19 protein-coding genes are annotated in these 24,118 nt (G+C 41.1%); 3 read left to right on the plus strand and 16 right to left on the minus strand.

All coding sequences use genetic code 11. The features are described 5' to 3' along the window. Positions 1-35: 35 nt before the first annotated feature. The 5 genes from ACM0OS_RS21730 to ACM0OS_RS21750 form a co-directional block, all read right to left on the minus strand. Positions 36-521, minus strand: a complete 486-nt coding sequence (locus ACM0OS_RS21730) for a shikimate kinase (RefSeq protein ID WP_414545274.1) — start codon at positions 519-521, stop codon at positions 36-38. A 2-nt stretch (positions 522-523) separates the two neighbouring features. Next, the gene (locus tag ACM0OS_RS21735) at positions 524-1,297 is read right to left on the minus strand and encodes an FHA domain-containing protein (protein ID WP_414545275.1); all 774 of its coding nucleotides are present in this window, start codon (positions 1,295-1,297) and stop codon (positions 524-526) included. Between the two features lie 85 nt (positions 1,298-1,382). Further along, entirely contained in the window at positions 1,383-4,112 is a 2,730-nt protein-coding gene (locus ACM0OS_RS21740) for a PAS domain S-box protein (RefSeq protein WP_414545276.1), read from the minus strand. Positions 4,113-4,651: 539 nt separating this feature from the next. Next, the gene (locus ACM0OS_RS21745; protein ID WP_414545277.1) at positions 4,652-5,827 is read right to left on the minus strand and encodes a DNA double-strand break repair nuclease NurA; all 1,176 of its coding nucleotides are present in this window, start codon (positions 5,825-5,827) and stop codon (positions 4,652-4,654) included. A 166-nt stretch (positions 5,828-5,993) separates the two neighbouring features. After that, positions 5,994-6,779 (minus strand): HAD family hydrolase, encoded by a 786-nt coding sequence (locus ACM0OS_RS21750; protein ID WP_414545278.1) that lies wholly within the window; start codon positions 6,777-6,779, stop codon positions 5,994-5,996. 447 nt (positions 6,780-7,226) lie between these two features. Here ACM0OS_RS21750 and ACM0OS_RS21755 point away from each other — a divergent pair, with 447 nt between their 5' ends. Continuing rightward, a complete protein-coding gene (locus tag ACM0OS_RS21755; RefSeq protein ID WP_414545279.1) occupies positions 7,227-8,159 on the plus strand; it encodes a hypothetical protein in 933 nt (310 codons plus the stop codon). Between the two features lie 80 nt (positions 8,160-8,239). Here ACM0OS_RS21755 and ACM0OS_RS21760 read toward each other — a convergent pair whose 3' ends face one another. The 3 genes from ACM0OS_RS21760 to patD form a co-directional block, all read right to left on the minus strand. Beyond that, the gene (locus ACM0OS_RS21760; protein ID WP_414545280.1) at positions 8,240-9,889 is read right to left on the minus strand and encodes a dipeptide ABC transporter ATP-binding protein; all 1,650 of its coding nucleotides are present in this window, start codon (positions 9,887-9,889) and stop codon (positions 8,240-8,242) included. A 107-nt stretch (positions 9,890-9,996) separates the two neighbouring features. Then, complete coding sequence (locus tag ACM0OS_RS21765; RefSeq protein WP_414545281.1) at positions 9,997-10,782, minus strand: Rpn family recombination-promoting nuclease/putative transposase; 786 nt, start codon at positions 10,780-10,782, stop codon at positions 9,997-9,999. A gap of 234 nt (positions 10,783-11,016) precedes the next feature. Continuing rightward, positions 11,017-11,364 carry a heterocyst frequency control protein PatD gene (patD, locus tag ACM0OS_RS21770; RefSeq protein ID WP_414545282.1) on the minus strand — a complete coding sequence of 116 codons (348 nt, stop codon included), beginning with the start codon at positions 11,362-11,364 and terminating at the stop codon, positions 11,017-11,019. A gap of 289 nt (positions 11,365-11,653) precedes the next feature. Here patD and ACM0OS_RS21775 point away from each other — a divergent pair, with 289 nt between their 5' ends. Further along, complete coding sequence (locus ACM0OS_RS21775) at positions 11,654-13,924, plus strand: RelA/SpoT family protein (RefSeq protein ID WP_414545283.1); 2,271 nt, start codon at positions 11,654-11,656, stop codon at positions 13,922-13,924. A 178-nt stretch (positions 13,925-14,102) separates the two neighbouring features. Here the strand turns inward: ACM0OS_RS21775 and ACM0OS_RS21780 are convergent, their stop codons facing one another. From ACM0OS_RS21780 to ACM0OS_RS21815, 8 genes are all read right to left on the minus strand, one after another. Then, positions 14,103-15,704, minus strand: a complete 1,602-nt coding sequence (locus tag ACM0OS_RS21780; protein WP_414545284.1) for a mucoidy inhibitor MuiA family protein — start codon at positions 15,702-15,704, stop codon at positions 14,103-14,105. A gap of 32 nt (positions 15,705-15,736) precedes the next feature. Continuing rightward, positions 15,737-16,684, minus strand: coding sequence for a LysR substrate-binding domain-containing protein (locus ACM0OS_RS21785; protein WP_414545285.1), 948 nt, complete (start codon positions 16,682-16,684; stop codon positions 15,737-15,739). Positions 16,685-16,960: 276 nt separating this feature from the next. Next, positions 16,961-17,755 (minus strand): BMC domain-containing protein, encoded by a 795-nt coding sequence (locus tag ACM0OS_RS21790; protein WP_414545286.1) that lies wholly within the window; start codon positions 17,753-17,755, stop codon positions 16,961-16,963. 46 nt (positions 17,756-17,801) lie between these two features. Then, positions 17,802-18,575 carry a transferase gene (locus tag ACM0OS_RS21795; RefSeq protein ID WP_414545287.1) on the minus strand — a complete coding sequence of 258 codons (774 nt, stop codon included), beginning with the start codon at positions 18,573-18,575 and terminating at the stop codon, positions 17,802-17,804. Positions 18,576-18,676: 101 nt separating this feature from the next. Continuing rightward, a complete protein-coding gene (locus tag ACM0OS_RS21800; RefSeq protein ID WP_414545288.1) occupies positions 18,677-20,347 on the minus strand; it encodes a ribulose bisphosphate carboxylase small subunit in 1,671 nt (556 codons plus the stop codon). 72 nt (positions 20,348-20,419) lie between these two features. Beyond that, a complete protein-coding gene (locus ACM0OS_RS21805) occupies positions 20,420-20,722 on the minus strand; it encodes a EutN/CcmL family microcompartment protein (protein WP_414545289.1) in 303 nt (100 codons plus the stop codon). A gap of 6 nt (positions 20,723-20,728) precedes the next feature. Then, positions 20,729-21,073, minus strand: a complete 345-nt coding sequence (locus tag ACM0OS_RS21810) for a carbon dioxide-concentrating mechanism protein CcmK (RefSeq protein WP_039748664.1) — start codon at positions 21,071-21,073, stop codon at positions 20,729-20,731. Positions 21,074-21,162: 89 nt separating this feature from the next. Continuing rightward, entirely contained in the window at positions 21,163-21,471 is a 309-nt protein-coding gene (locus tag ACM0OS_RS21815; protein WP_006194885.1) for a carbon dioxide-concentrating mechanism protein CcmK, read from the minus strand. Between the two features lie 661 nt (positions 21,472-22,132). Between ACM0OS_RS21815 and ACM0OS_RS21820 the strand changes: the two genes are divergently transcribed. After that, positions 22,133-23,989 carry an NAD(P)H-quinone oxidoreductase subunit F gene (locus ACM0OS_RS21820; RefSeq protein ID WP_414545290.1) on the plus strand — a complete coding sequence of 619 codons (1,857 nt, stop codon included), beginning with the start codon at positions 22,133-22,135 and terminating at the stop codon, positions 23,987-23,989. The last annotated feature ends 129 nt before the right edge of the window (positions 23,990-24,118 follow it).

The following is a 24,118-nucleotide window of genomic DNA, read 5'->3' on the forward strand; positions in this document are numbered from 1 at the left end:
CCCTTGTCCCCCTGTCCCCCTATCCCCCTGCTTCTTCACTCGCAGATGTTTTCGGTAATTTCCTGCTTTTTACCATTAAATTTCTCAAATATGCAGAGATGGGACGAATAACCAAATTCATCATCGCGCTCTTGATATTGTTGAATCCAATTTTGCAGAAACTCAAAAGTTTGTGCTTGCTCTGCGGCTGATTGAAATTTTTGCGGTTCCCAAGGACGATTACGATTATTTTCCAGACACTGATCAATACTGGGATTGAGGAAGTAGATTTCAGTGGAGAACTCTAGAGCAATATTAATGAGGTTACTGTAGCAACCTTCAATGACCCAAGAAGGATGATTTTCGATAAAATCTCGTAAATCCTTGGCTGAATCTTCGTGAGGACGCCTGATGGCAATTTGACTAGCTTCCCAGACAATGGTGTCCAGATCGAGAACTGGAAGCCCTAAATTTTTACCGAGCCTTTTAGCGAGTGTGCTTTTTCCGGAACTAGAATTACCAAAAATTAAAATTCGAGCCATTGCTATTTTTTGATGACACCTTGAAGAGATCGCCAACCATACCCTAATATTTGTCCAGTAGTTAAAAGCTGATATCCAGCAAATAATAAGGCAGATGAGGTAATCAGTATTAATAAATTGGTTGAGGCAAAAATATTACCTGTAAAAATAATTACTGCAATGCCAAATGCAATTAAAATCCATCCTATGTTGCGGTTGATCCGTTTTTGGCAAAGGACGAAAATTCCCGCACCACATAGCAGGATACCTGGAATGCGAAAAAACATACCAACTTGAATATTTGCAGTTAAAATTATAATTCCAGTGACAATCAATACTAAGCCTAAGAATTTGCTTGTGGTATCTACTGAAGTTACTTTGCTGTTTTCAAAGGCTTGATGCTGAATGGAAGTATTAACTAAAGAGGATTGAATGTGTCGTTTATTTTGAAAAATAAATGTGACTTTAGCACCTTGTCCCAGGTCTATTTTATCACCCCAGTTAAGTTGATAAGGCGTTTTTGGCTCTAACCTAATGTCATTAATAAATGTGCCGTTAGCACTACCTAAGTCTTCTATAAAGTAATTACCACCTTCTACGCGCACCTGGGCATGAAGGCGTGAAACTACATCAGCATTTGGCAATGTAGAAACATCTATATCCGGTAACCCTTGGTCATGGGGCTTACCTATCACAATTACTGCAAGATGCGATGGTAAATCAAAACTCGTATTAGTTTGGACATGAAAAAACTCTAAACTCAGCCCTGTGTCGTTGTACATGTTGATGTTTTGCATGGCTTGTTTTTGGGAGCAATTTCGCGGCGAGTTAGTTAAATTTTACGCGATCGCAGCTTACTAATGTTTATTTTAGTTGCCAATTTTACACACTATCAGATTTTATCGGAATTTTAATCCAAAACTCTGTACCTTTGCCCAGTTCTGATATACATTTCAAGCTACCGCCATGTTTTTCGACAATAATTTGATAGCTAATTGACAATCCTAATCCTGTACCCCTACCTACAGGCTTTGTGGTAAAAAATGGATTAAATAATCTGGCTATGACTTCTTCTGACATACCGATACCATTGTCAGCAATCCGAATTGAGGCATAATTTTCTTCTAAAAGTTCGGTGCAAATCCAAATCTGCGGTTTCTCTGTTGTTTTGTTATTGACGGTTGCAAAATGCCCACTAAACATAGATTCTTCTAAGGCATCCATAGCATTGGTCAAAATATTCATAAATACTTGGTTTAACTGCCCAGGATAACAATCAACTAAAGGTAATTTAGCATATTCTTTAATAAAAGATATCCCAATTCCATTACCATTATCTTTCCAGCGGTGGTGCAGAATTAGCAATGTATTTTCAATACCTTCGTGAATGTCAACTAATTTTTTATCGGCTTCGTCTAGACGAGAGAAGTTACGTAAACTCAAGACAATTTCCCGGATACGATTAGTACCCATATTCATGGAAGTCAAAAGTTTAATTAAATCAGCAGCGATAAAATCTAAGTCAATTTCTTCAGCAAAAGTTTGAATTTCGGCATCGGGATGAGGATAGTGTTGCTGATAAAGGTGTAATAGTTCGAGTAACTCTTCGATATATTCATTAGCATGGGATAAATTACCATGAATAAAATTCACTGGGTTATTAATTTCATGCGCCACCCCAGCTACTAATTGTCCTAAGCTAGACATTTTCTCATGTTGTATCAGTTGCGATTGAGTTTGCTGTAACTTATGCAGAGTTTCCGTGAGTTTTTCAGCATGAGTTTGGGCGGCTAAAGTGGCAGTTTGACTTTGGGTGTAAAGTTGGGCATGATCGATAGCGATCGCTAGTTGATCTGTAACAGCTTGCAATAGTCCAATTTCACTATTACTCCAAACACGTCCACCATGACAATGGCTGCAAGCGATGGCACCAAATTCTCCAGAATGGCTTTTAACGGGTAGTATTAATTGAGAGGTAATTCCTAACTCAATCAGAAAATTTTGTATATCATCATGGATGTATATTTCACTGTGAATATCGTCGATACAGATTAATTCCTGATTTTTGAGAGTTTGAGTCAAAAAATTATTGTTTGGCAACGAAATATTGCCTAGCATTGTAGGTAATTGTGGGTTCCGGGCTTCATGGGTAATTGTCAAACTTGGCTGAGACGAATTAGGCAAGTAACGTAGAAAATAGCAACGGTCAATTTTTAATAAGCTACGAATTTCTGTGACGGCTGTTTCTAAAATAGTATCAAGGTCAAGGGAACTGCGAATTTGACTAGCTAGACCTAATAGTAAAGCTTCCCGACGACTTAATAGTTCTTCTCTAGCCCAAATACGGTCAATTGCTACAGCAATATTATTCGTAATCCATTTCAGTAGGTTATCGGTGGGTTCGGTAAATAATTGCTGGCCAAATAAAGCTATAATTCCAATTAATTGTTTTTCTACGATTAAAGGATAAGCACAAAATCGTAAAGTTGATAATGCAGAATCTAAAAATTGTTCTTGATTAATTTTAATTTCTTCATTACAAATAGTTTGATGATTTTGATTGATTAAGCCAATGATATTATTGGCTACAACCATATGATTGGGAAAATCCTGAGTCTCTCTTAAAGTATTACAAGTTGCTTCTGCACAATGAACACCCGCTTGCAGTTGCAGTTGCTTTGTTTGTCGCTCAAAAGTCCAAATACAAACAAAAGCGATATCTAAATATTGAGAAATAGTATTTGTACAATTTTGGAGTATTTCTGTCAGTGTACCACTTTGAGATAAAGACAAACTAACTTCTGCACTCAATAAAGACAAGCGCGATCGCTCTAATAAAGCTAACTCTGAAAGTTTACGCTCTGTAATATCAGTCCGAATTGCTACATATTGTTCTGGCTTTTTATCTTCATTTAACATTGGCACTATGAGAGTATCTACCCAATAAGAAGTACCATCTTTTGCTTTATTTTTTACTTCTCCTTTCCAATGTTTACCTTGGGTAATAGTTTTCCATAAATCTGCAAAAAATTCTTGGGAGTGATAACCAGAATTGATGATACGGTGGTCTTGTCCTAACAGTTCTTCTCTTGAATATTTGGAAACATCGCAAAACTGGTCATTTGCATAAGTAATAATCCCTTTTTTATCAGTAATAGCGACCAACGAATGGGCATTTAAGGCAATTTTTAAAGTTTCTAATTCTCGAATAGTATTGCGTAATTCATTTTCGTTTTTTTTATTGGAAGTAATATCACGTGCTACTGCATAAATCAAATTTTCATCCATGAAAGGAGTTGCATTCCAGGATAACCATTTGTAAGATCCATCCCGACAAAGATAGCGGTTTTCAAAAAAAACTGCATCTACAGAATTTGTTAATTTTTGCGCGACTAAAATAGTTGATTCTTGATCATCAAGATGAACAAACTCAAGAAATGGTTTCTCCAATAAATCCTGAGTTGACCAACCGAGAGTTTTTGCCCATACCGGGTTTAAATGTTTAAAATAACCATCAAAACCGGCTATACAAAGTAAATCTAGAGAAAGGGAGAAAAATCGTGAGTATTTTTCTTGTGATTCTTGACTATCTAATTGAATTTGTTCGCTCATTGTCTAGTTTCCTGATATATTAAATAGTTTTCATTACCAACGAAAATTAAGCTTTTAAAGCCTCTTTCTCCTTGCAGGGCTATAGTGTACACACAAGTCTTATCAAGTTGCCTAACAGCGTTTCGATCCCCCTAAACCCCTTCAGGGATGCGCCTTCGTCGTAGAAAAAAGGGGGGAAAGAGTCAAATTCCCTCTTAAAAAGTTGGATTTAGAGGGAGAAAGTCATATTTTGTATGCAGCACAGAGATGTGTGTACACCGCAGCCTTGCGGAGAGAAGAGGTTTTGATAGGGGGTTTTAAAATCCGTCGAACTCACATTAAATAAATCAGCCTAAACTTTAATTCATACCCTAATGAATATATATTTCCCTTCATAAACACAAAATCATCGCTGACGTAGTTAATTTAAGATAAGAAGTATTAAGCCAAATTTTTATACGCAAAATTTGACTATATTTTTGTCATGTATATTAAGTAATTACTCAATATAAATAACATTTAGTAAACTTTAATTTGTGAATATATTTAGGTATAAATAATTAAGCAATACTACCCCGTTTTCTGGCTTCTTTGTAAGAAGTTCCCACATTTCTCAAGCCTGCTTTAATCATTTGTCGTTCTAAAAGGGCAAAGAAACGAGATCTATCGCCACCTCTGACTACCGCCTGATTATGCGCCTCCGCGATCGCAACGGGATAACCATAACCTTTTTGCACCTGTGCCAACATTAATCCCAGTGCTTGGTCAAACGTAAATGTATTCTCTGCTACCCAGGATGGAATTTCTATGCGGGCAATTTCCGTACCCACGTGGACATAGCAGAAGTAAATAGTTTGGTCTGCGTAGAGTTCCAAAATCCGGTTATTACTGCGCCATAGTGGGCCGCGTTGTCCTGGTTTTAGTTGGGTTCCCCACAGGGCGGTATCTCGCAACGGTTCAAAAATTTTACAAGGGACTTTTTCTAACTGGTTTGGGCAATGAGTTAGACAGTCGGGGGCGGGATGGGGACAAGCTAACAACCTTAAGAAGTTCATGCCTTCGATATTACGAGAGGCACTAAGATAACCCATTAAGGGAATTTGAGCATCACGCATCTGCTGCCACGCTTCGAGGATAGGGGGTAAGATGCGATCGCGTGCATCAGTGGGTAACTGTTCTAAAAACCAGTAAATTAAGGAACCATCAACCATTGCTAAAGCTGGCGCTGCTGTTTTTGCTGTACAAGCCAATTCTGCCAACACCGTGGTTTCAGAAGCGGTACGACAATAACTCATCCAGTCTTCAGTTCTAATTCCCCACTGGCGAGATACATATAAATCTTCTGGGCGATAAAAGACTTCTGGCAAACTATCTAGTAAGGGTTGCAGATTTTGTCCGTAGTGTAAGACGACTCTACCTATATTCAGCAGATAGCAGTAAGCAATTTCGTGATGGTTGGGGGCAATTTGGGAACCATCGGTAGCGATGACGGTATGTACTTTGGGGGGAACCGGGATATCAATGCAGGTTTCTAGCGGCTCAATGGGGGTAGCATTAGCAAAGAGGATGCGATCGCGCCATTTCTCTTGACGGTCAATTAAATCTTGTTGAGACACGAAAGCATTTTTTAGGTGTTTTTGCGCCAATTCTAAACGCTGGCGACTAGCAGCAGCTTCTGTGGTCAGATGCTGACTTAAACCCTGCATTTGCCGCGCCAATTTTGTTAAATCAAGCATATGATATCTGGTTGCACTCAAAGATCAGTAGGGAGTGGGCTTGCCATGAGCGTAGCTGAATGGGAGTGGGGAGTAGGGAGTAGGGAGTGGGGAGTAGGATTTTTGTTGAATGCAACTTAATTGCCGTTAAGTTTAGATGACAGTAATTTTCTCACTAACCTTAATATTACAGACACCCAGAGAAATCTTTAGCAAACTGAGACAGAGATAATACTTGAATTCGCAGATCATCTTGGGCTGCCTTTCTTTCTGTGTGGGTATTATAGCCCCAGTCTGCCAAGAAGAGTTTCACATCATCGAGGTCTGTTTGCTGTTGAACTAAATGTAATGTCTTGAGTCTGTCTTCTATAAACCATACACTAACTGGCTTTTTCTCTGCCGCCTGGATTAATTCGCGCAGAATTTCGTATTTAGGACGCTTGACTTCTTTGCCAAAAATAGATGTTGGCGGTAAATTTAATCCTTCTCTCTGCAACAATTGCTGGACAAAGCGCCCTTCTTTGGTGGTGATAATGTACAACTTGACTTCACTAGCCAGCGTCACTCTAATTTTTTCAATCACCCCTGGATAAAATCGATGCAGACTTAGCCAACCATTTAAATCTGTAGTAATCCATTCATCCCGCAGATTATCTAGTTTTGCACCAACTTCTTTTGCCAGCAAATTATGGTCTAACAAAATTTGGGGGGTGATATTTACCCATTCCCGCAAGATTTTTTCCTCAGGAATTTCATCTACCAAGGCCTTGATTAAAATTGGCATTTCCCAACCTGTTTCAATCACAGGTCTAAGACGATAAAATCTCAAAGCTAAATCATCAGGTGGTGTATTGTTAGCAGGCGACCAAATTTGACAATAGGTGCGCCACGCCACTTCAAAATATTCAATTAATCCATCGCAAATTACTCCATCAAAGTCTAGGGCTAGAATTGTGGGACTACTGGTGGTCATGGTCTTGAGGAATAAACTGCTGTTGTCAGATTAGCTGACAAATCCCAATTATGGAGTAATTTTTGTGAGGATTTCATAATTTATCATAGCGATCGCAGTAGGTGTTGGCAAAAGCGGCGCCAGTGTTTTGATCTTAAATATTGCGAATATTGCACCTAGTACCGCAAGGTGGAAGTCAACAGTCATCCTAACGGTATAGTTTTCGCCAGAGTAATGCCCCAAAATATAGATTTTTGTGCGTGATAAACATTTTTTAAAACTCTATATTAGTATGCTTTTTGATATTAGAGAATCATTCAATATAGTTACTGTATTTTGTAACCGTAGCTACCAAATATAATTTAAATTTCCCACCTTAGAAAGTTTTCTTTACACTAAAGGTAGAGGCTGATTTTATTAGCTGTACATAGAATCAAGATAACCGCAAATATCTATTTATCAGATTTTATGTCAAATCATATAGTTAAAAATCATGAGATTGCTGAAGACCATAGTGATCAAAATTCAACTATAGAATTAGAATTTGCAGTGTTTATTAGTAAATTCAAGACGGGGATTTGGCTAGTTGGGATTCCATCTTGGATTTTTGGAATAACCGATAGAAGTGTAGATGCATTGGCTGATGGTTATTTATCTGGTGGAGAAATCTTTCAGCTTTTTACAACATCCCTATTTTTTTTAAGTTGGTTGTATTTGAAACCTGAAACTACAGTCAATAATCTGGAAAATAACCAATATTCAGGATGTGTATGCCCCAACGAAGCAAATAAGTTTGCTTTAAAAAGGCGACATATGATTAGCCAAGAGTATATTTTACCTTTTCCCTACCTGTGCCAAATTTATCATCTACTAAACTTAAAACATTTAGAAACTGTTCACGGCTTAAGCTTAAATAATTTAAAAATATTAAATATTAGCCATTTTCAACCAACAAGTATTGGAGGAATAATCAAATTTCAAACAGTTTTAGATTCTCCAGTCAATGCTCTGAGAATTTGGCGCCAACCAATAGTTGAGGTAGATTTAATATTACATACTCCCTATACTATTGAACTGAGTATTCCGGTTTACAATGGCAAAAGAATAGTTGTGATATTTCAAGCCTTCCCCTTAACAGAGAAGGAGCATCAATTATTTATAGATATTTACAGTGATTTAGATTGGCCTAAGCCATTACTGCAAATACTCTTACATTTTGCTTCTTGTTTGACACTTTTTGAAGATTTACCCTATCTACGCAACTTGGCTGAAGTAAATATTGAGCGTTTATTTAAATTAAGTAAATTTTCTAATAATGCTAATACTTTACTCTTTAAAAGATTTGTAGAGTTATATGGGACAAGTGGTGCAACAACGAAATTAATTGAAGGAAATCATTAATATTAGAGGTTAGAGGTTAGAGAAAAATTTACTTTATTTCCCTCATCCTCCTGATTTCTAATATTTGTCAGTCACTGAATTTAAGCGCGTGCTAGTAAGGGGGCGGCTGCTAGTAAAGTTTTTGTATAGGGGTGTTGAGGATTGGCAAAAATCTCCTTAGTCGGCCCTGTTTCGACAATTTTGCCGCTGTTCATCACCGCAATGCGATCGCACAAAAATCTAGCTAACCATAAATCATGAGTAATAAATAAATAAGTTAGTTCAAATTCTGTTTTTAATGCCAACATTAAATCTAATACTTGCGACTGGACGCTAGCATCTAACATACTCACAGGTTCATCGCAAATCAATAATTTGGGACGAGTAATTAAAGCCCTGGCGATGGCTACTCTTTGCTGCTGTCCTCCAGATAAATCTGATGGGTAACGCTGATAATACAGTTCTGGAGGTGTTAACCCAACTTTCTCCAACATCCACAAAACCTGTTCTTTAGCTTTTTTGACATCAGCAAGATGATGAATAAATAACGGATCAGCTATACTTTGTCCCACTGTCATTGCTGGATTCAAACAAGCATGGGGATCTTGAAAGATCATTTGCATTTGTCGGCGTGAAGAACGAATTGCTGGACGCGATAAAGTTGTTAAATCTTGTCCTAAAAATTCAACTTTGCCAGATGTCGGACGAATAAGTTGCAATATTGTCCGAGACAAGGTACTTTTACCGCAACCAGACTCGCCAACTAAGCCAAAAATTTCCCCCTGATACAATTCCAGGTTAATTCCATCTACTGCTTTAATTGTTTGTCCTGACCTTTGCAATAATCGTTCCACAAAATTCGGTTCTATTGTGTAGTGTTGCTTTAATTCCGTCACCGTTAATATTGGTTTAGCAACTCCCCCACTCCCAACTCCCCACTCCCCACTCCCCTCATCCACTGCTTGAATATGCAAAGCTGCTTTTAATAGCGATCGCGTATATTCATGTTGGGGTTGTTTAAATACAGATTCGGTAGCACCCATTTCTACCATTTTGCCGTTATACATCACACCGATGCGATCGCAATACTCGCCCACCATTGCCAAATCGTGAGAAATCAACAGCAGCGCCATGTTTTCCTCGCTGCATAGTCGCGTTAATTCTTGTAAAATCTGTGCGGAGACGGTGACATCTAAACTGGTGGTGGGTTCATCAGCCACAATTAACTTGGGATTGAGAAGCAAAGCCAAGGCGATGGCTACCCGTTGTCGCATTCCCCCGCTAAATTCATGGGGATACTGAGACCAACGATTTTCGGGAATATTGACTTTTGCTAAAGTAGCGATGGCTTTTACTTTGGCTTCCCGTTTGGATAATTCCGGTGCATGTGCTTGCAGTGTTTCGATGCAGTGGTCACCAATGGTCATTAATGGATCAAGCCGTGTCATGGGATCTTGAAAAATTAAGGCCACTGCTTCACCCCGAAATTTCCGCATCGCTTGGGGTGCTAAATCAAACACAGACTGTCCTTGAAATGTCACCCGTCCGGTAACTCGACTAGACGGGGGTAACAAGCGCATTGCAGCCCTTCCTAGAGTGGATTTACCACAGCCAGATTCTCCCACCAATCCCATTCTTTCACCGCGTTGTAAGGTAAAAGACACATCATCAATTGCCCAGTTTATTGCTTCTTCATCGTGCTGAGGATAAGCAACGCGTAAATTTTCGATACAAAATAAGGCTTCACTCATAGTTAGCTATCAGCCCTGAGCCACCATCTGGGATAATTTTAAATTTAAGCTAGTGTATCAGATTTACAAAAGTGAGCGCATATTTCTAGGGCGATCGCAGATTCATCTTACAAAGCCTTTCTGATGACCTCAGTATCCAGTTCTAATAATTCCGCTATCTCCTGAATACTGAGTCCCCGTTGCACCAGCTTTGGTAAAATCTTTAATTTAGTTTTTAGTTCGCCTGCCTCTTCACCTTCTGCTTTAGCTTCTTGATAGACTTTAGTATCTTTCAGCAAGTTTAGATTTAGCATAGCTTCTACTTCCTCACGGCTTAAATTAGGAAACTTGTAGACGATGATAGTCTCTATAAATTCTATAACTTTTCTTTGGCTGAGAGTGTCAGGTAACTCTTCTTGGACTTGATCAATAAGGGTTTTGGCTAATTCTCCGGCTTTGTTTTCACTTTCTACAATCAAACGGACAATTCCTAATCCCAGAGAATCATCTGGTACATCTTCCAGTTCGTCTAAATAAAAGCGACGTAAATGTGGTTCCAACAAGGAACGATAACGTAGGGGATAGTTACGTTCATTGCTGCGTTTATCATAGATAACTATTGCCAACCAGTCAGGGTTAGGTGGCTGATATTGGGTGAAGTAAAGGAAAATACTGGTAAACAGTCGGTCATAAAATTCTTCATCTTTGTAAAATTGAATTTCCACAAAGTACAGCGGTTGATTGGGAAACTCCACCAGTGGAGAAAATACTCCATCTAAGCGAAAGCTTTTTTGTTTAATTTCTGGTGCAGTAAAGCTGTAAATATCGGTGTTAGTTTCAGGTTCACCAATAATTTCAAAGAAAATATGCGGAAATTCCTTAAATATTTCGTAAAAAATCGCATCTGTTTTCATGATTACTTCTTCTAAGTATTTCAAAGTAATCTTGGCATGGAGTGTTTACCAAACTACATCATTTAAATTAAAAATAAGCAAAAATTATCTTAATGAAAAGTTTTTTAAATCAATCAAACAGCCCCCTACTCCCCACTTTTACTGATTTGCAACTTGTTACCAAAATAACTGTCAATTTCCAGTCGAAAGTGAGATGATGTAATCATCAGAGTAAAAGGTGAATAATTGTTAAGTTTACTCCGCCCCTTCTTGTTGGAGAATAGCTTCACAGTATTGGATGAGAGTTGTCAGGCGATCGCCTATTGTCTGCAATCGTCCTTGAGCTGTCGATACTTGCCGCGATCCTTGAAAAAACATGACATCAATTTCCAACAACCGCAGCTGCTTGCTGATTTCCGTCCGATAAGACTGTACTCGTGAATTTTCGTCAGCTAAAGGCACAATCTGCTGCTGAAATACTTGCTGCAAAAAAGATACACCCTTTCGCAGATCTGGAGCATTTACTTGGGGATCGCTGGTCTTGCAGCGGAGTTGCTCGAGCAAAGTTGCCAGTTCCTGATATTTTTCCCGATTTGAAGACATCCTGTGCTAGTTAAGATAGTATTAATGTCAAGAAAATTTTCTTTTAAAATTCACTTTCTCAGCTTCTATTAAAACCATTAGCCTCAAAGCATGACTTGAGGCTTTATTTGCAATCAATGGATTCTCCGCCTTATGATTCTTTCACCCCGTTTTGAATCAACTACCATCGGCAATCTGAGAATCATTCTTATTTTTTTCTACTTTTTGCACACAGCATCTAATGACCACGGTGCTTTTTAGTAACTCTATACTCTCTCTTTATCTACCGATCACCTCTAGTCCCTATTATATGAGCAGCATACTTATCAATTCCACAACCGATCTCGCCCTTCCAGAATGGCTCCAGAAATGCTTGAGAGAGTCGTCAGCTCATCGGGGCGATACAGAAGATGACCGCAGGTATAGTGATGCAGTATTGATTGGGAAGGCATTTGAATTTGCCTATCAACTGCACGAAGGTCAGTACCGCAAATCGGGAGAACTGTATATTAGCCATCCTGTTGCTGTAGCTGGATTGCTGCGAGATTTGGGAGGCAGTCCTGCCATGATAGCAGCTGGATTTCTTCATGATGTAGTTGAAGATACAGATGTCACAATTGACGAAATAGGAGAGCGCTTTGGCCCAGAAGTACAGCAATTGGTAGAAGGTGTTACCAAGCTTTCTAAAATTAATTTCAAAAGCAAAACCGAAAGCCAAGCGGAAAACTTCCGGCGGATGTTTTTGGCAATGGCGCAGGATATTCGGGTAATTGTGGTGAAATTGGCAGACCGTTTGCATAATATGCGAACTTTACAATACATGTCCGAGTCCAGCCGTCGCCGTAGCGCCCAAGAAACCCGTGATATTTTTGCCCCTTTAGCAAATCGCTTGGGGATCGGGCGGATGAAATGGGAATTGGAAGATTTGTCTTTTAAATATCTCGAACCCGAAGCCTTCCGCGAAATTCAAGATCATGTCTCCGAAAAACGGGCGGCGCGGGAAGAAAAATTGGCTAAAGCTACAGATATGTTGCGACAGCGGTTGCAGCAAGCGGGTATTCACTGCCATGAGATCAGTGGACGTCCCAAGCACCTTTATAGCATTTATCAAAAAATGCAAAGGCAGCAAAAAGAATTTCATGAAATTTACGATTTGGCAGCTTTGCGAATTATTGTCCAGACTAATGAGGAATGCTATCGTGCCTTGGCAGTAGTCCATGATGCTTTTCGCCCAATTCCCGGTAGATTTAAAGACTACATTGGATTGCCCAAGCCTAACCGATATCAATCTTTGCACACCGGCGTTATCGGGCTGAGTGGTCGTCCTTTGGAAATCCAAATTCGCACTGTAGAAATGCATCATATTGCCGAATATGGGATTGCAGCCCATTGGAAGTATAAAGAAACAGGCGGTTCCGTTAACCAATTTACAACCGCAGACGAGAAGTTTACTTGGTTACGGCAACTGCTGGAATGGCAAAGTGATCTCAAAGACGCCCAAGAATATCTTGATAGCGTCAAGGATAATCTATTTGAAGATGATGTCTATGTCTTCACCCCTAAGGGGGATGTTATACCTTTAAGCCCTGGTTCTACCTGTATAGATTTTGCTTATCACATTCACACAGAAGTAGGAAATCATTGTGCCGGGGCGGTAGTGAACGATCGCATGGTACCCTTATCAACACGCCTCAATAATGGTGATATTGTCAAGATTATCACCCAAAAGAATAGCCATCCCAGCTTAGATTGGTTGAACTTTGTCAGGACTTCAGCCGCCAAGTATCGCATTAAGCAGTGGTACAAGCGATCGCGCCGTGATGAAAATGTCGCACGAGGACGGGACTTGTTAGAAAAGGAACTGGGTAAAACAGGTTTTGATAACTTGCTAAAATCAGACGCCATGCAAACCGTGGCAGAAAAGTGTAATTACCATAGTGCAGAAGATTTACTAGCAGGTTTGGGTTACGGTGAAATTACCCTCAACCTAGCGCTAAATCGTTGGCGAGAAGTAGCCAAAGGACAACAACCTGCTAACGTTGTCCCTTTATTTCCCGGTAAAGAACTACCGACTACATCAAAAACTGTCCGTGATGCGCCTCCCCTCAGCACACGTTCTTGTGATTCGCCAATTATTGGTGTAGAAGGTTTGGTTTATCATCTAGCTGGGTGTTGTACCCCCATTCCTGGTGAACCGATCATGGGCGTGGTGACGCGGGGTAGGGGAATTTCAGTCCATCGTCAAGGATGTAATAATTTAGAGCATGTAGAATATGAGCGTGTAGTCCCACTAAGCTGGAATTCGGCAATTGAACACAGCAGTCGTCCCCAGACATATCCGATAAATGTGCAAATCGAAGCCCTTGACCGTGTAGGGGTATTAAAGGATATTTTGTCAAGATTAAGTGACCAAGGAATTAACGTGCGTCATGCACAGGTGAAAACTGCTATTGGTCAACCAGCGTTGATAGATTTAGGCATAGATATCCGCGATCGCGCTCAATTAGAACAAGTGTTTACTCAAATCAAGAAAATGAGCGATATCTTAAATATCCGTCGCCTGGGGCAAATTGACGAATAGCAGAGCCAAAAATGCTAACTTGTAAAATCCCCTCTCTAACGAGACCCTGACGCGAGCGATCGCCTTTAGGCAGGGGAGTGTCAATTAATTGTCAGATATGTTTGCCAGTTTCCAGAGCGATAAGCCTAACGGCATAGCTACGCTTACCGCGCAGCGTGCGTTTTACGCAATCGTTGATCTAAATATCCAAACCCACAACTGTTAACTCTGGTGGATGTTCAACAGAAAATTGATAAGCTATCTCTCTTTTTCCTGTAGCGGGAATAGTTAACTCCCATGCTAATAGCCCCATTTCTCCCACTTGGATTTGTGGGCTACTACGAGTGAGGCGGACTTTAATTTGTTCATTACGACTAACTGGCAATTGTTCGGTTAATTTGAGATTTATTTCTTGGTTAATCAAGTTAGTAATCATCAACCTATAACCATAAGTAGTCCGGCGTTGGTTACTAATTAATCTTTTGTCTACCTGACGCTCAATTAACTCACGCTCAATTTTCAGACTTTCGTCAATGCCTAAATTAAGTTGAAATTCCTGTCCTGGTGCAATATTACTTAACTCAGTTGTACCGACAAAAACATCGTCACGGAAAATATTCGCTTTACCTGGTAACAGCGTCGCCCCGTCGGAGCTATTTTTCACATTAGCTTGTAAATACGCAAAACTCACCAAGCGTGGTATGGCTACATAATTAAAGCTACAAGAATAATCGTCTTGGAAAATCGTTGTTTTGTGAGGTGCGCCATCACTAGGAATGTTACCACCGCCATTGAGTTGAAAAGTAACTACACTGCCTGTTTGGGAAACTTCACTGACAACGGTTTCTGCGGGGATGAAACTTGCTTCGGGAATGGCATCTTGTTCTGGCCAATTGGCATCCGGTGCAGGCTGAGACATTACACGCGCAGCGAATTTTCGCACCATTGGTGGGCTTGGGGTGTCAATATACCAAGGTGGGAGTTGGGGCGGTAGTGTACCTAATCCCGGTTTGGCGGTGGAAAGGCACAAAGCTATGTCAGTCCAATCTTCGCCGGTGCTTTGGGTGACTTCTGCCAGGTAGCTCAAATACACAATATTGCTGGTACTATTAACCCGCAAGTCATAAAGGGGAGTCCAGCTAGCACGCTGAACGATGTAAGACATTTCTAGCTCAAACTCACCGCCTCCAGCCGATGCAATTGCTATTACCAAACTCAAACTTTCTTGGGTATGGGGTGTTTGAATTTTTTGCAACGAGGCGCGGAGTACCTGTAATTGCTGATCTAATTGTTGCTGCTGAGTTTTGCATTCTCCCGAGGCGATCGCATATTCGCTGTACTGACTTCCTAAAAAGTTGAGGAAATCCAATGTTTCGCTGAGGCTGAGGTTTCTTCTGGCTAAACTCTGGGCAAACGGTTCTTCTATTTTTTCACGTAAGCCAGCCATGAAACTAGATTGCAAGGCTAAAGCATCTATTTGCGCTTGTAGGTGGCGTTTTTCTGTTTCTAACTGCTGAATTTGCCTGGTTAACTGTGCCACTCGTTCGGCCACAGGTTCAGTAGTGTAGATGCTTTTGCTGCTCACTCCCAGCAATTGCACCCCTACCGTACCTTTACCGCTAACCCTGACGGTATCAGTTTCTAAGGTCATTGGTAATGAAGTAATGACTAATTCCCGTTCTTGTCCTGTTAAGGACACCATACCCCTTCTTGTAACTAGGGCTTTGTCGCTATAAACGGTCACAGCTACAATCTGGGTGTGTACGGCTGTTGCCAAAGCAGGTGTTTCCGGGTTAACCACTACTATATTTCCTATATTTTCAGAACAAAATTTCAGATTTCATCCTTGATATCCTCAAGTTTACTGTAAGTAGAAAACCCAGTTTCCTCGGCAAACTTCTTGGCAGCATCGAGTAGATAGGCGTAATAAGTACGAGCAACGATAGATAACTGTTTCCCCGCTGGATGCACCATAAACCATGTGCGCTTAATGGGAAAATGTTCTACATCCAAAATGCTGAACTCTGAAGAGTCTGGCATTAAAGTATGACGAGATAAAATAGAAATTCCCAAACCTCCGGCGATGGCTTGTTTGATGGCCTCGTTACTCCCCAACTCCAGTTTAACTTTTACCTTCACCCCATGTTCGTCTAGCAGTTGTTGCACAGAGCGGCGAGTTCCTGAACCTGGTTCCCGCATAATAAAAGGTTCATTCGTCAGGCGTTGGATGGGAATATTTTTCTCTTTGGCTAGGGGATGATTAACAGGCGCAAACACCACTAAGGGGTTATCTAAAAATGGCTCATAATTAATATCAAGATGTTCTGGGACTTGGCTCATGATATACAAGTCATCCATGTTATTTACCATCCGTTCCAAGATGCGTTCATGGTTCGTGACTTGTAGGGAAATCTCAATTCCTGGGTAAAGTTGACAAAATGGCCCTAATAAACGTGGAACAAAATATTTAGCTGTAGTAATTACCGCCAAACGTAATTGCCCTTGTTTTAAACCTTTTAAATCTGCCACAGTCATTTCAAACTGGGCAATGGTTTCAAAAATCTGCCGACAAGTGGCAAATAATTCTCGTCCGGCTTCTGTGAGAAACAGGCGTTTACCCACTTGTTCAAATAATGGCAACCCTACCGATTTTGTCAGTTGTTTAATCTGCATAGAAACGGTGGGTTGGGTGAGAAATAATTCTTCAGCCGCACGCGTAAAGCTACTATGCCGTGCCGCCGCCTCAAATACTTTTAGCTGGTGTAGCGTCGCCTGATTCAAGAGTAATTCTCCTCTAAATAGCGATTTAACGATATAACTCTAGTATCACTGAACACCTGCACCTGATACTGAATTGCTCATACAAAGTTTTGACATTTATGATAGACAAAACTCTATTAACGCTATTAAAAGAAAGTTATTTTATTTATGGTAATGACAAGTTATCATCAAAATAACAAGCAAAGCGTAAGATGCCTTCCAGGCAAATGATGAATGTTGAAGGCTTAAAGATGAAAGATAATTGCCGTCAATTGCTCATTCATTCTTTGTAATTCATCATTCATCGTTCCATAATTCTTCTGGAACTTTTGCAGGGATATTGGCTAAATCTGGCAACTGTAAAACTTCTATTTCGGCTACCTGTTCTCTTTCTCTAATATTTACAGGGATATTTAATGGTTGTTGATGTTCAATCCAACAACTTGCTAAAGGTAAGGTTTGCTCCATGTCATCCAGTGGTCGAGGAATCACCATAACTGCGTTCAATTCCCCAATGCGTTCTGCCTCGAACATCCCTGCTTCCACTGCTACAGCCACATTGGCCACTGTACCGCGAATAATAGCTGTACACAAACCCGCCCCAATTTTCTCATAAGCTGCTAAGTGAACTTCAGCAGATTTCAACATGGCGTCACAAGCACCCACCATGGCCGGAAATCCCCGTGTTTCCACCAAACCTATAGCTAAGTTACTTAAACTGCTGGAATTACCTTCCTCCATCAATTTAGTGAAGCGGGTCGTAATTGGTAATACTATTTCCAGGTTAGGGTAAGGACGGGGAATCACCAAGCTAGAAACTAATTGACCAAACTGTTCAGCAGTTTGAACACCAGCTTCCACAGCGAGGCGGACATCCGCAATTCCTCCCCTGACAATTGCTGTACATTGACCACTGCCAATTTTTTCGTACCCAATTAAATGTACACCAGACGATTTCAGCATCATATCAGCTGTACCAACTATGGCCGGAAAGCTGCTGGTAGATACTAAGCCCAAAGCAGTATCCTTCATGCTATCTCGACGCCGAGATGCCTGAATGGTGCTAAGAGAATGTTGATTAGAGGTTTCCATGTGAATTCTCCAGGATCTCACGAAACTGACAACTTACAATTAACACTTACTCAGACTGATCGTCAGATATTGGATCTTTTAAGGGTTGCCTATGGGGAAACAAAGTGACTAATAATCTGTTAACACTACCTTGCCCATAAATTTGATTACCGAAAATGTGAGCAGATTCAGTAGGAGGCTGACTCGGTGTTAATTCCTGGGAGGTAGAGTTAGTAGCGTTGTTGGTGTTTTCATCGGTGTTTTCATCTACAGGCGCAGGCTGGCTTTCTGATGTGGACGAAGACTTAGCAGAGGAAGTGGACTTGTGTTTGAATTGCCAGAAAGCCGATGCTGAGATTTTTGTTGAGGAAGTTACTTTTTCCTCGTCTGCTTTTACATTATTTTGCTCTGGCTGACTATTTTCCTCTTCATGACTGGTGACAGCAGCATGATTTGTGGATGGTTCCGGTTGTTCTGTTTGCTCAATTCGCCGACTGTTATCCCCCAAAACTGAACCAGGCGGAATTACTACTCCAGGTTCAATAGAACAGTTAAAAACTGTCGTCGCTGAACCGACACAAGCATTGGCACCAATTTTGCCTTTGCCAACCATCAAAAAACCGGCTCCCAAGTTTGCTCCTGCTTCTACCTCTATGGTTCCTTCGCCTACTTGGAGAATTGACCCCATACCAATACAGACCCCAGGGCCGATAATGATTTTGCTGTTAACAGCCGCTTGGAGTATCACTCCGGGCGCAAGTACTGCACTCGGATGAAGAGTCACCTCGCCACTAATGTAAGAGTCAAAGTTATTGCTGAGGCGCAGTGGCGGCACAGACATGGAAATTTTAACCTCAGAAGCCGGAAAAATTTGATTGGTGATTGGTGATTAGTAAGTGGCGAGTGGTGAAATAAGAAGTCCTTACTCCCTACTCCCCTCTGTTATGGACGTTGGATAATTGTTTCCAATACCCGGCGCTTGGCTGCGGTGTCAATGCCAATTAAGCGCACATACTCGCCTGTATATTCAGCCAAATAACCTTCTAAAGCATCAATTACGCCTCTGTCAGATCTGGCTTCAATTTGACCACAACTAGCCCAAGAACCTGTGCGGAAGCGCCTTTGGTCTACGTGTTCAGCGCTTACTTTGTATCCACCAGCCAATAATTGCCGTACTTGGTCAACGACTTCAGAACCTAATCTAGTGCTGGTAGCAGTGGCAGTACTTGTACCACCACCAGTTGTAGTAGTACTGAAAGATTTCTGAGTGCTAGATGGAGCTACTTGACCGTTAGGTCTTTGGATAATACTTTCTAAAACCCGGCGTTTAGCTTTGGCATCAATGCCAATCAAGCGTACGTATTCGCCTTGATGGTTTTGTATACATTCTTCCAATGCGGATATCACATCCTTGGCAGAAGTGGATTCAATAGGCTGACAGCTGTTCCATGAACCAGTACGGAAACGCCGCTCATCTACGTGTTCTGTCCCAATTTTGTAACCGCTTGATAGCAAATTCCGAACTTGGTTTATGGTTTCGCTACTTAGGGCGCCACTGCTGGCAACGTGACCATTGCCATTACTCTTGTAACTACTATTACCATTGCTATAACTAGTAGCTGGTGAAAAGCTGCTAGATTTAATCGCACTGACAATACCATCGGGACGTTGAATAATGGTTTCTAACACGCGCCGTCTACCACTATCAATGCCAAATAGCCGGACATATTCGCCGCTATGATCTCTAAGACAACTTTCGAGAGTTGCGATCGCTTCACCCATTGATCCTGGTTGAATGGGTTGACAACTTTGCCAACAACCAGTACGGAAACGTCTTTCATCTACGTGTTCTGTACCGATCTTATACCCTTGATCTAAAAGATAGCGTACCTGTTCTATGATTTCTGCACCCAAGCTATTGCTCGACACTTCACTACTCCTTTCTAGCTCTAAAACAGTAATACCAGTATTTGTATAAGATTTAGCAGCAATCTCATCTTGAATGAGTGCAATACATTTGCTATCCGCAGCACATAGATAACCAGTTCTTAAGGACTGATTAATCCCAACCACATGATGAGCGAACTGCTGATCTGCCACTTCCGCATTGGGCAAACGGTCAGCCTGCTGCTGGCTAGTAATTACCGCGCCTGAAGGTACATACTTACCTGGAGGAATTTCTACATCTTGAATTAAAGCGTGCATCATGACGACGCAACCTGCACCGATTCTGGCGTTAAAGACTGTAGAGCGGAAGCCAATGAAGGAATCATCTCCCACATAAGCTGGCCCATGAATCAGCGCCATGTGGGTAATCGAGGCATTTTTGCCAATCCATACCGAGTATTGATTTTGGTCATCGCCAATTACTCGGCCTTGATCCAATCCATGAATTACTACACCATCTTGAATATTAGTATTTTCACCAATAACAAAAGGTGTACCTTCATCCGCTCTAATCGAGGTTCCTGGAGCAACGATTACATTTGCGCCTATCCGGACATCTCCAATGATGTTGGCAACCGGATGTACAAATGCGCTTTCATGAATTTTTGGCTTGGCTAAATTCCTCGACCACGGGGTTGGGGGCGCCGCCGTGCTGCGGACTACCATTGCGAGATTCCTCCTGAATTAAGCTTTTTGTCATTAGTCTTTTATCATTGACCTCAAACTAATGACTCATGACTATCGATATTGATCTTTTTTGCTGTAGATGAGGCGATTTTCCACGTTAATGGTATCAATGATCGCCACTACTGCTGCATCTAAAGGACGCTGTTCATTACCCAGTACTTGACGAGCGGCACTGCCACGCGTTACAAGCACCCATTCATCTACTCCAGCACCCACAGTGTCTGCGGCTACTTCGTAGCTTGGTAGCACATTTCCTTCTTCATCCACTAATTGCAACAACAGTAGTTTGACACCTCGAAGACTTGGATCTTTTTGTGTGCCTACTACTGTGCCACGCACTTTGGCAATTTGCATTACAAATTATGGTCTTCTGCCGAAGGGACGAATCGCGTTCACGTTTTCCCGGAATTGCTCTACATCTTCGGTATAACGAATTGGCAGGACGTATTCCAGGTTTTCATGGGGACGAGCAATAATGTGTGTAGACAACACTTGTCCACCATTTACTCTTTTAACGGATTCTACTCCTGCCCCTACAGATGCTTGGACTTCGGACACGTCACCCCGAACGATGACGGTTACCCGACCACTACCAATTTTTTCATAGCCTACCAACGTGACGCGAGCAGCTTTCACCATTGCATCAGCGGCTTCCACGACGGCAGGAAAGCCTAGCGTTTCTACCATTCCCACTGCGATTGACATTAGTTTTCATCCTGAATTAAAGTTTTGAAATTTAGAAAAAAGGGCGCTCCAGCAGCTAACCCCATTCCTTTGTTTGTTTTAATCAGCTTTTAAGTGCGGAACTGTTCCACGGCCTCAGTGTAACGGATCGGTAAGACGTATTCTAGGTTTTCGTGGGGACGGGCAATGATGTGAGTGGACAACACTTCACCACCATTTACTCTTCTGGCCGCTTCAACCCCGGCTGAAACTGAGGCTTGCACCTCAGATACATCTCCCCGCACAATCACGGTGACCCGAGCACTACCAATTTTTTCATATCCTACCAAAGTTACGCGCGCGGCTTTCACCATCGCATCAGCAGCTTCTACTACTGCCGGAAAACCCTTCGTCTCAATCATTCCAACTGCAATTGGCATCGCAGAACTCCTAAAAAATTAATCCAATCAGTGCTGTTGTTTGAAATTTTTGATGGGGAAGCCGATCTTGCAGCTACAAAAACACTTCCAAATTAAGCATAGGAAAGCTTGGCGTCCCTGGCAATATAAATTAGTATAATAGTTTATGATAAAATAGTTTTAAAAAACTTAACAAAAATTTATACCGGATTTTGCTCCATCAAAGTTACTCAATTCTTAGAGCGGCCGCTTATGCTTTATAATTTCTTTATCACATTGACAAAATGACATTCATAGGCACTCCTAACTATGTCTACCAAGGAAGTTCCGATGGCTGTATGATATGCTGTATCTATGTTTTTCCAGTTTTACTCTGATAACAAGGACTAAGTAAAAAATACATAAATATTTTTAATGTATCGTATAAACTTATTTGCTGCAATCAGAAATAAAAGTTTATAACTACAGTTGATGTAATAAAAGTAAATGCTTTTAAATATGTAAACTTATATATTTAATTATAACCCAATAAGGTAAGCTAAATAAAAAATATATAGGCAAAATCAAATCAAAAAATAGTTAAAAAAACTATAGAATTTTGGGTAAATTACTTTTTTTAGTAAATGATTGTTTTAGGGCTGTTTCAGAAAACATCAAAGCTGAGTCGTCAAGGAAAATTTAAATGAATCAGTTTCTATTTTTAACAAGTTGGTGCGTGCCATTTTATAGCTTAATGGGCGCACTAATAACTTTGCCGTGGGGAATGGGAATCATTCGGCGGACAGGGCCAAGACCAGCGGCATATTTTAACTTGTTGACGACTTTGGTGGGTTTTGTCCATAGCCTGTTGGTATTTAAGCATATCTGGGACAGAGAACCAGAAATTTTAGTGATTAACTGGTTTCAAGCTGCGGATTTTAACTTATCGTTTGCTTTGGAACTGTCGCCAGTCAGTATCGGGGCAATAGTCTTAATTACGGGATTAAGTCTGTTAGCACAAATTTATGCCTTGGGATACATGGAAAAGGACTGGTCATTAGCACGGTTCTTTGCTTTGGTGGGATTTTTTGAAACGGCGCTGACTGGCTTGGCTATTAGTGATTCCTTATTCCTGAGTTATGCTCTTTTAGAAGTACTCACCCTTTCCACTTACTTACTAGTCGGCTTCTGGTATGCTCAACCGCTAGTAGTCACAGCAGCGCGAGACGCCTTTTTAACCAAGCGGGTAGGAGACTTGTTGCTGCTAATGGGGGTAGTTTCACTTTCGACCATAGCAGGTAGTTTAAACTTTTCGGATTTATACGAATGGGCCCAAACCGCTGATTTAAACCCTGTGACATCGAGTTTGTTGGGTTTAGCATTGATTGCTGGCCCGGCTGGTAAATGCGCCCAATTTCCCTTACATCTGTGGCTAGATGAAGCAATGGAAGGGCCTAATCCGGCTTCAGTGATGCGGAATTCACTGGTGGTAGGTGGGGGTGCATACATATTGTATAAACTGCAACCCATATTAGCTTTGTCCCCAGTTGCTTTAGATACCTTAGTTGTGCTAGGGACATTGACAGCCGTAGGAGCAACATTAGTATCCCTAGCGCAAATTGATATCAAGCGATCGCTGTCTCATTCCACCAGTGCATATATGGGTTTAGTGTTTTTAGCGGTGGGGTTAGAGCAAGGTGGCGTCGCCTTGATGCTGTTATTAACTCATGCGATCGCTAAAGCATTATTATTCATGAGTTCTGGTTCAGTAATTTACACTACTAGCACCCAAGACTTAACAGAAATGGGTGGTCTATGGTCAAGGATGCCAGCTACTACCACAGCCTTTATTGTGGGTTCTGCCGGCATGGTAACACTGCTACCACTAGGAAGCTTCTGGGCAATGTTGGCATGGGCTGAAGGTTTAGTGCATGTGAGTCCTTGGGTCATTGCCGTTTTAGTATTGGTCAACGGCTTGACAGCCTTGAACTTGACAAGGGTATTTAGATTAATATTTTGGGGTAAACCCCAACCAAAAACCCGCCGCGCCCCGGAAGTTGGTTGGCAAATGGCATTGCCAATGGTGTCACTGACTGTGGTGAGTTTATTATTACCCTTGATGCTACAGCAATGGTATCTGCTGCCGAATTGGGAAAGCCTGGATTCGTACGTATTGTTTGCCCTTCTGGCTTCTACAGTCATAGGTGTAATTATCGGTTCGACAATGTATTTGCACAAAGCCTGGTCGAGATCCAGAATCTTGGCATGGCGATTTATGCAGGACTTGTTGGGTTATGATTTTTACATTGACAGAATATATATGTTGACGATAGTCAACGCCGTAGCACTGTTATCAAGGATATCTGCTTGGAGCGATCGCTATCTAGTTGACGGTCTAGTGAACTTGGTTGGATTCGCCACAATTTTCAGTGGACAAAGTTTAAAATACAGTATTTCCGGTCAGTCCCAAGGGTATATGTTGACCATCCTAGTGGTAATCAGCGTCTTGGGATTTTTCATTAGTTGGTCATTAGGATTATTAGATAAATTACAGTTTTAAAAAGGCTGAAGCAGGTAGCGAGGTCTTAGCCCATGCTGAGTAAAAATTTAGTGTCATCCAAAAATTAAATTACTCAATTTACACAAATAATATTTCTTGCCTTCCCCCTGCTCCCCTTCCCCTCTGCTC

This window comes from Nostoc sp. CCY0012 (genome assembly GCF_963920855.1).
Classification (GTDB): Bacteria; Cyanobacteriota; Cyanobacteriia; order Cyanobacteriales; family Nostocaceae; genus Cyanocohniella.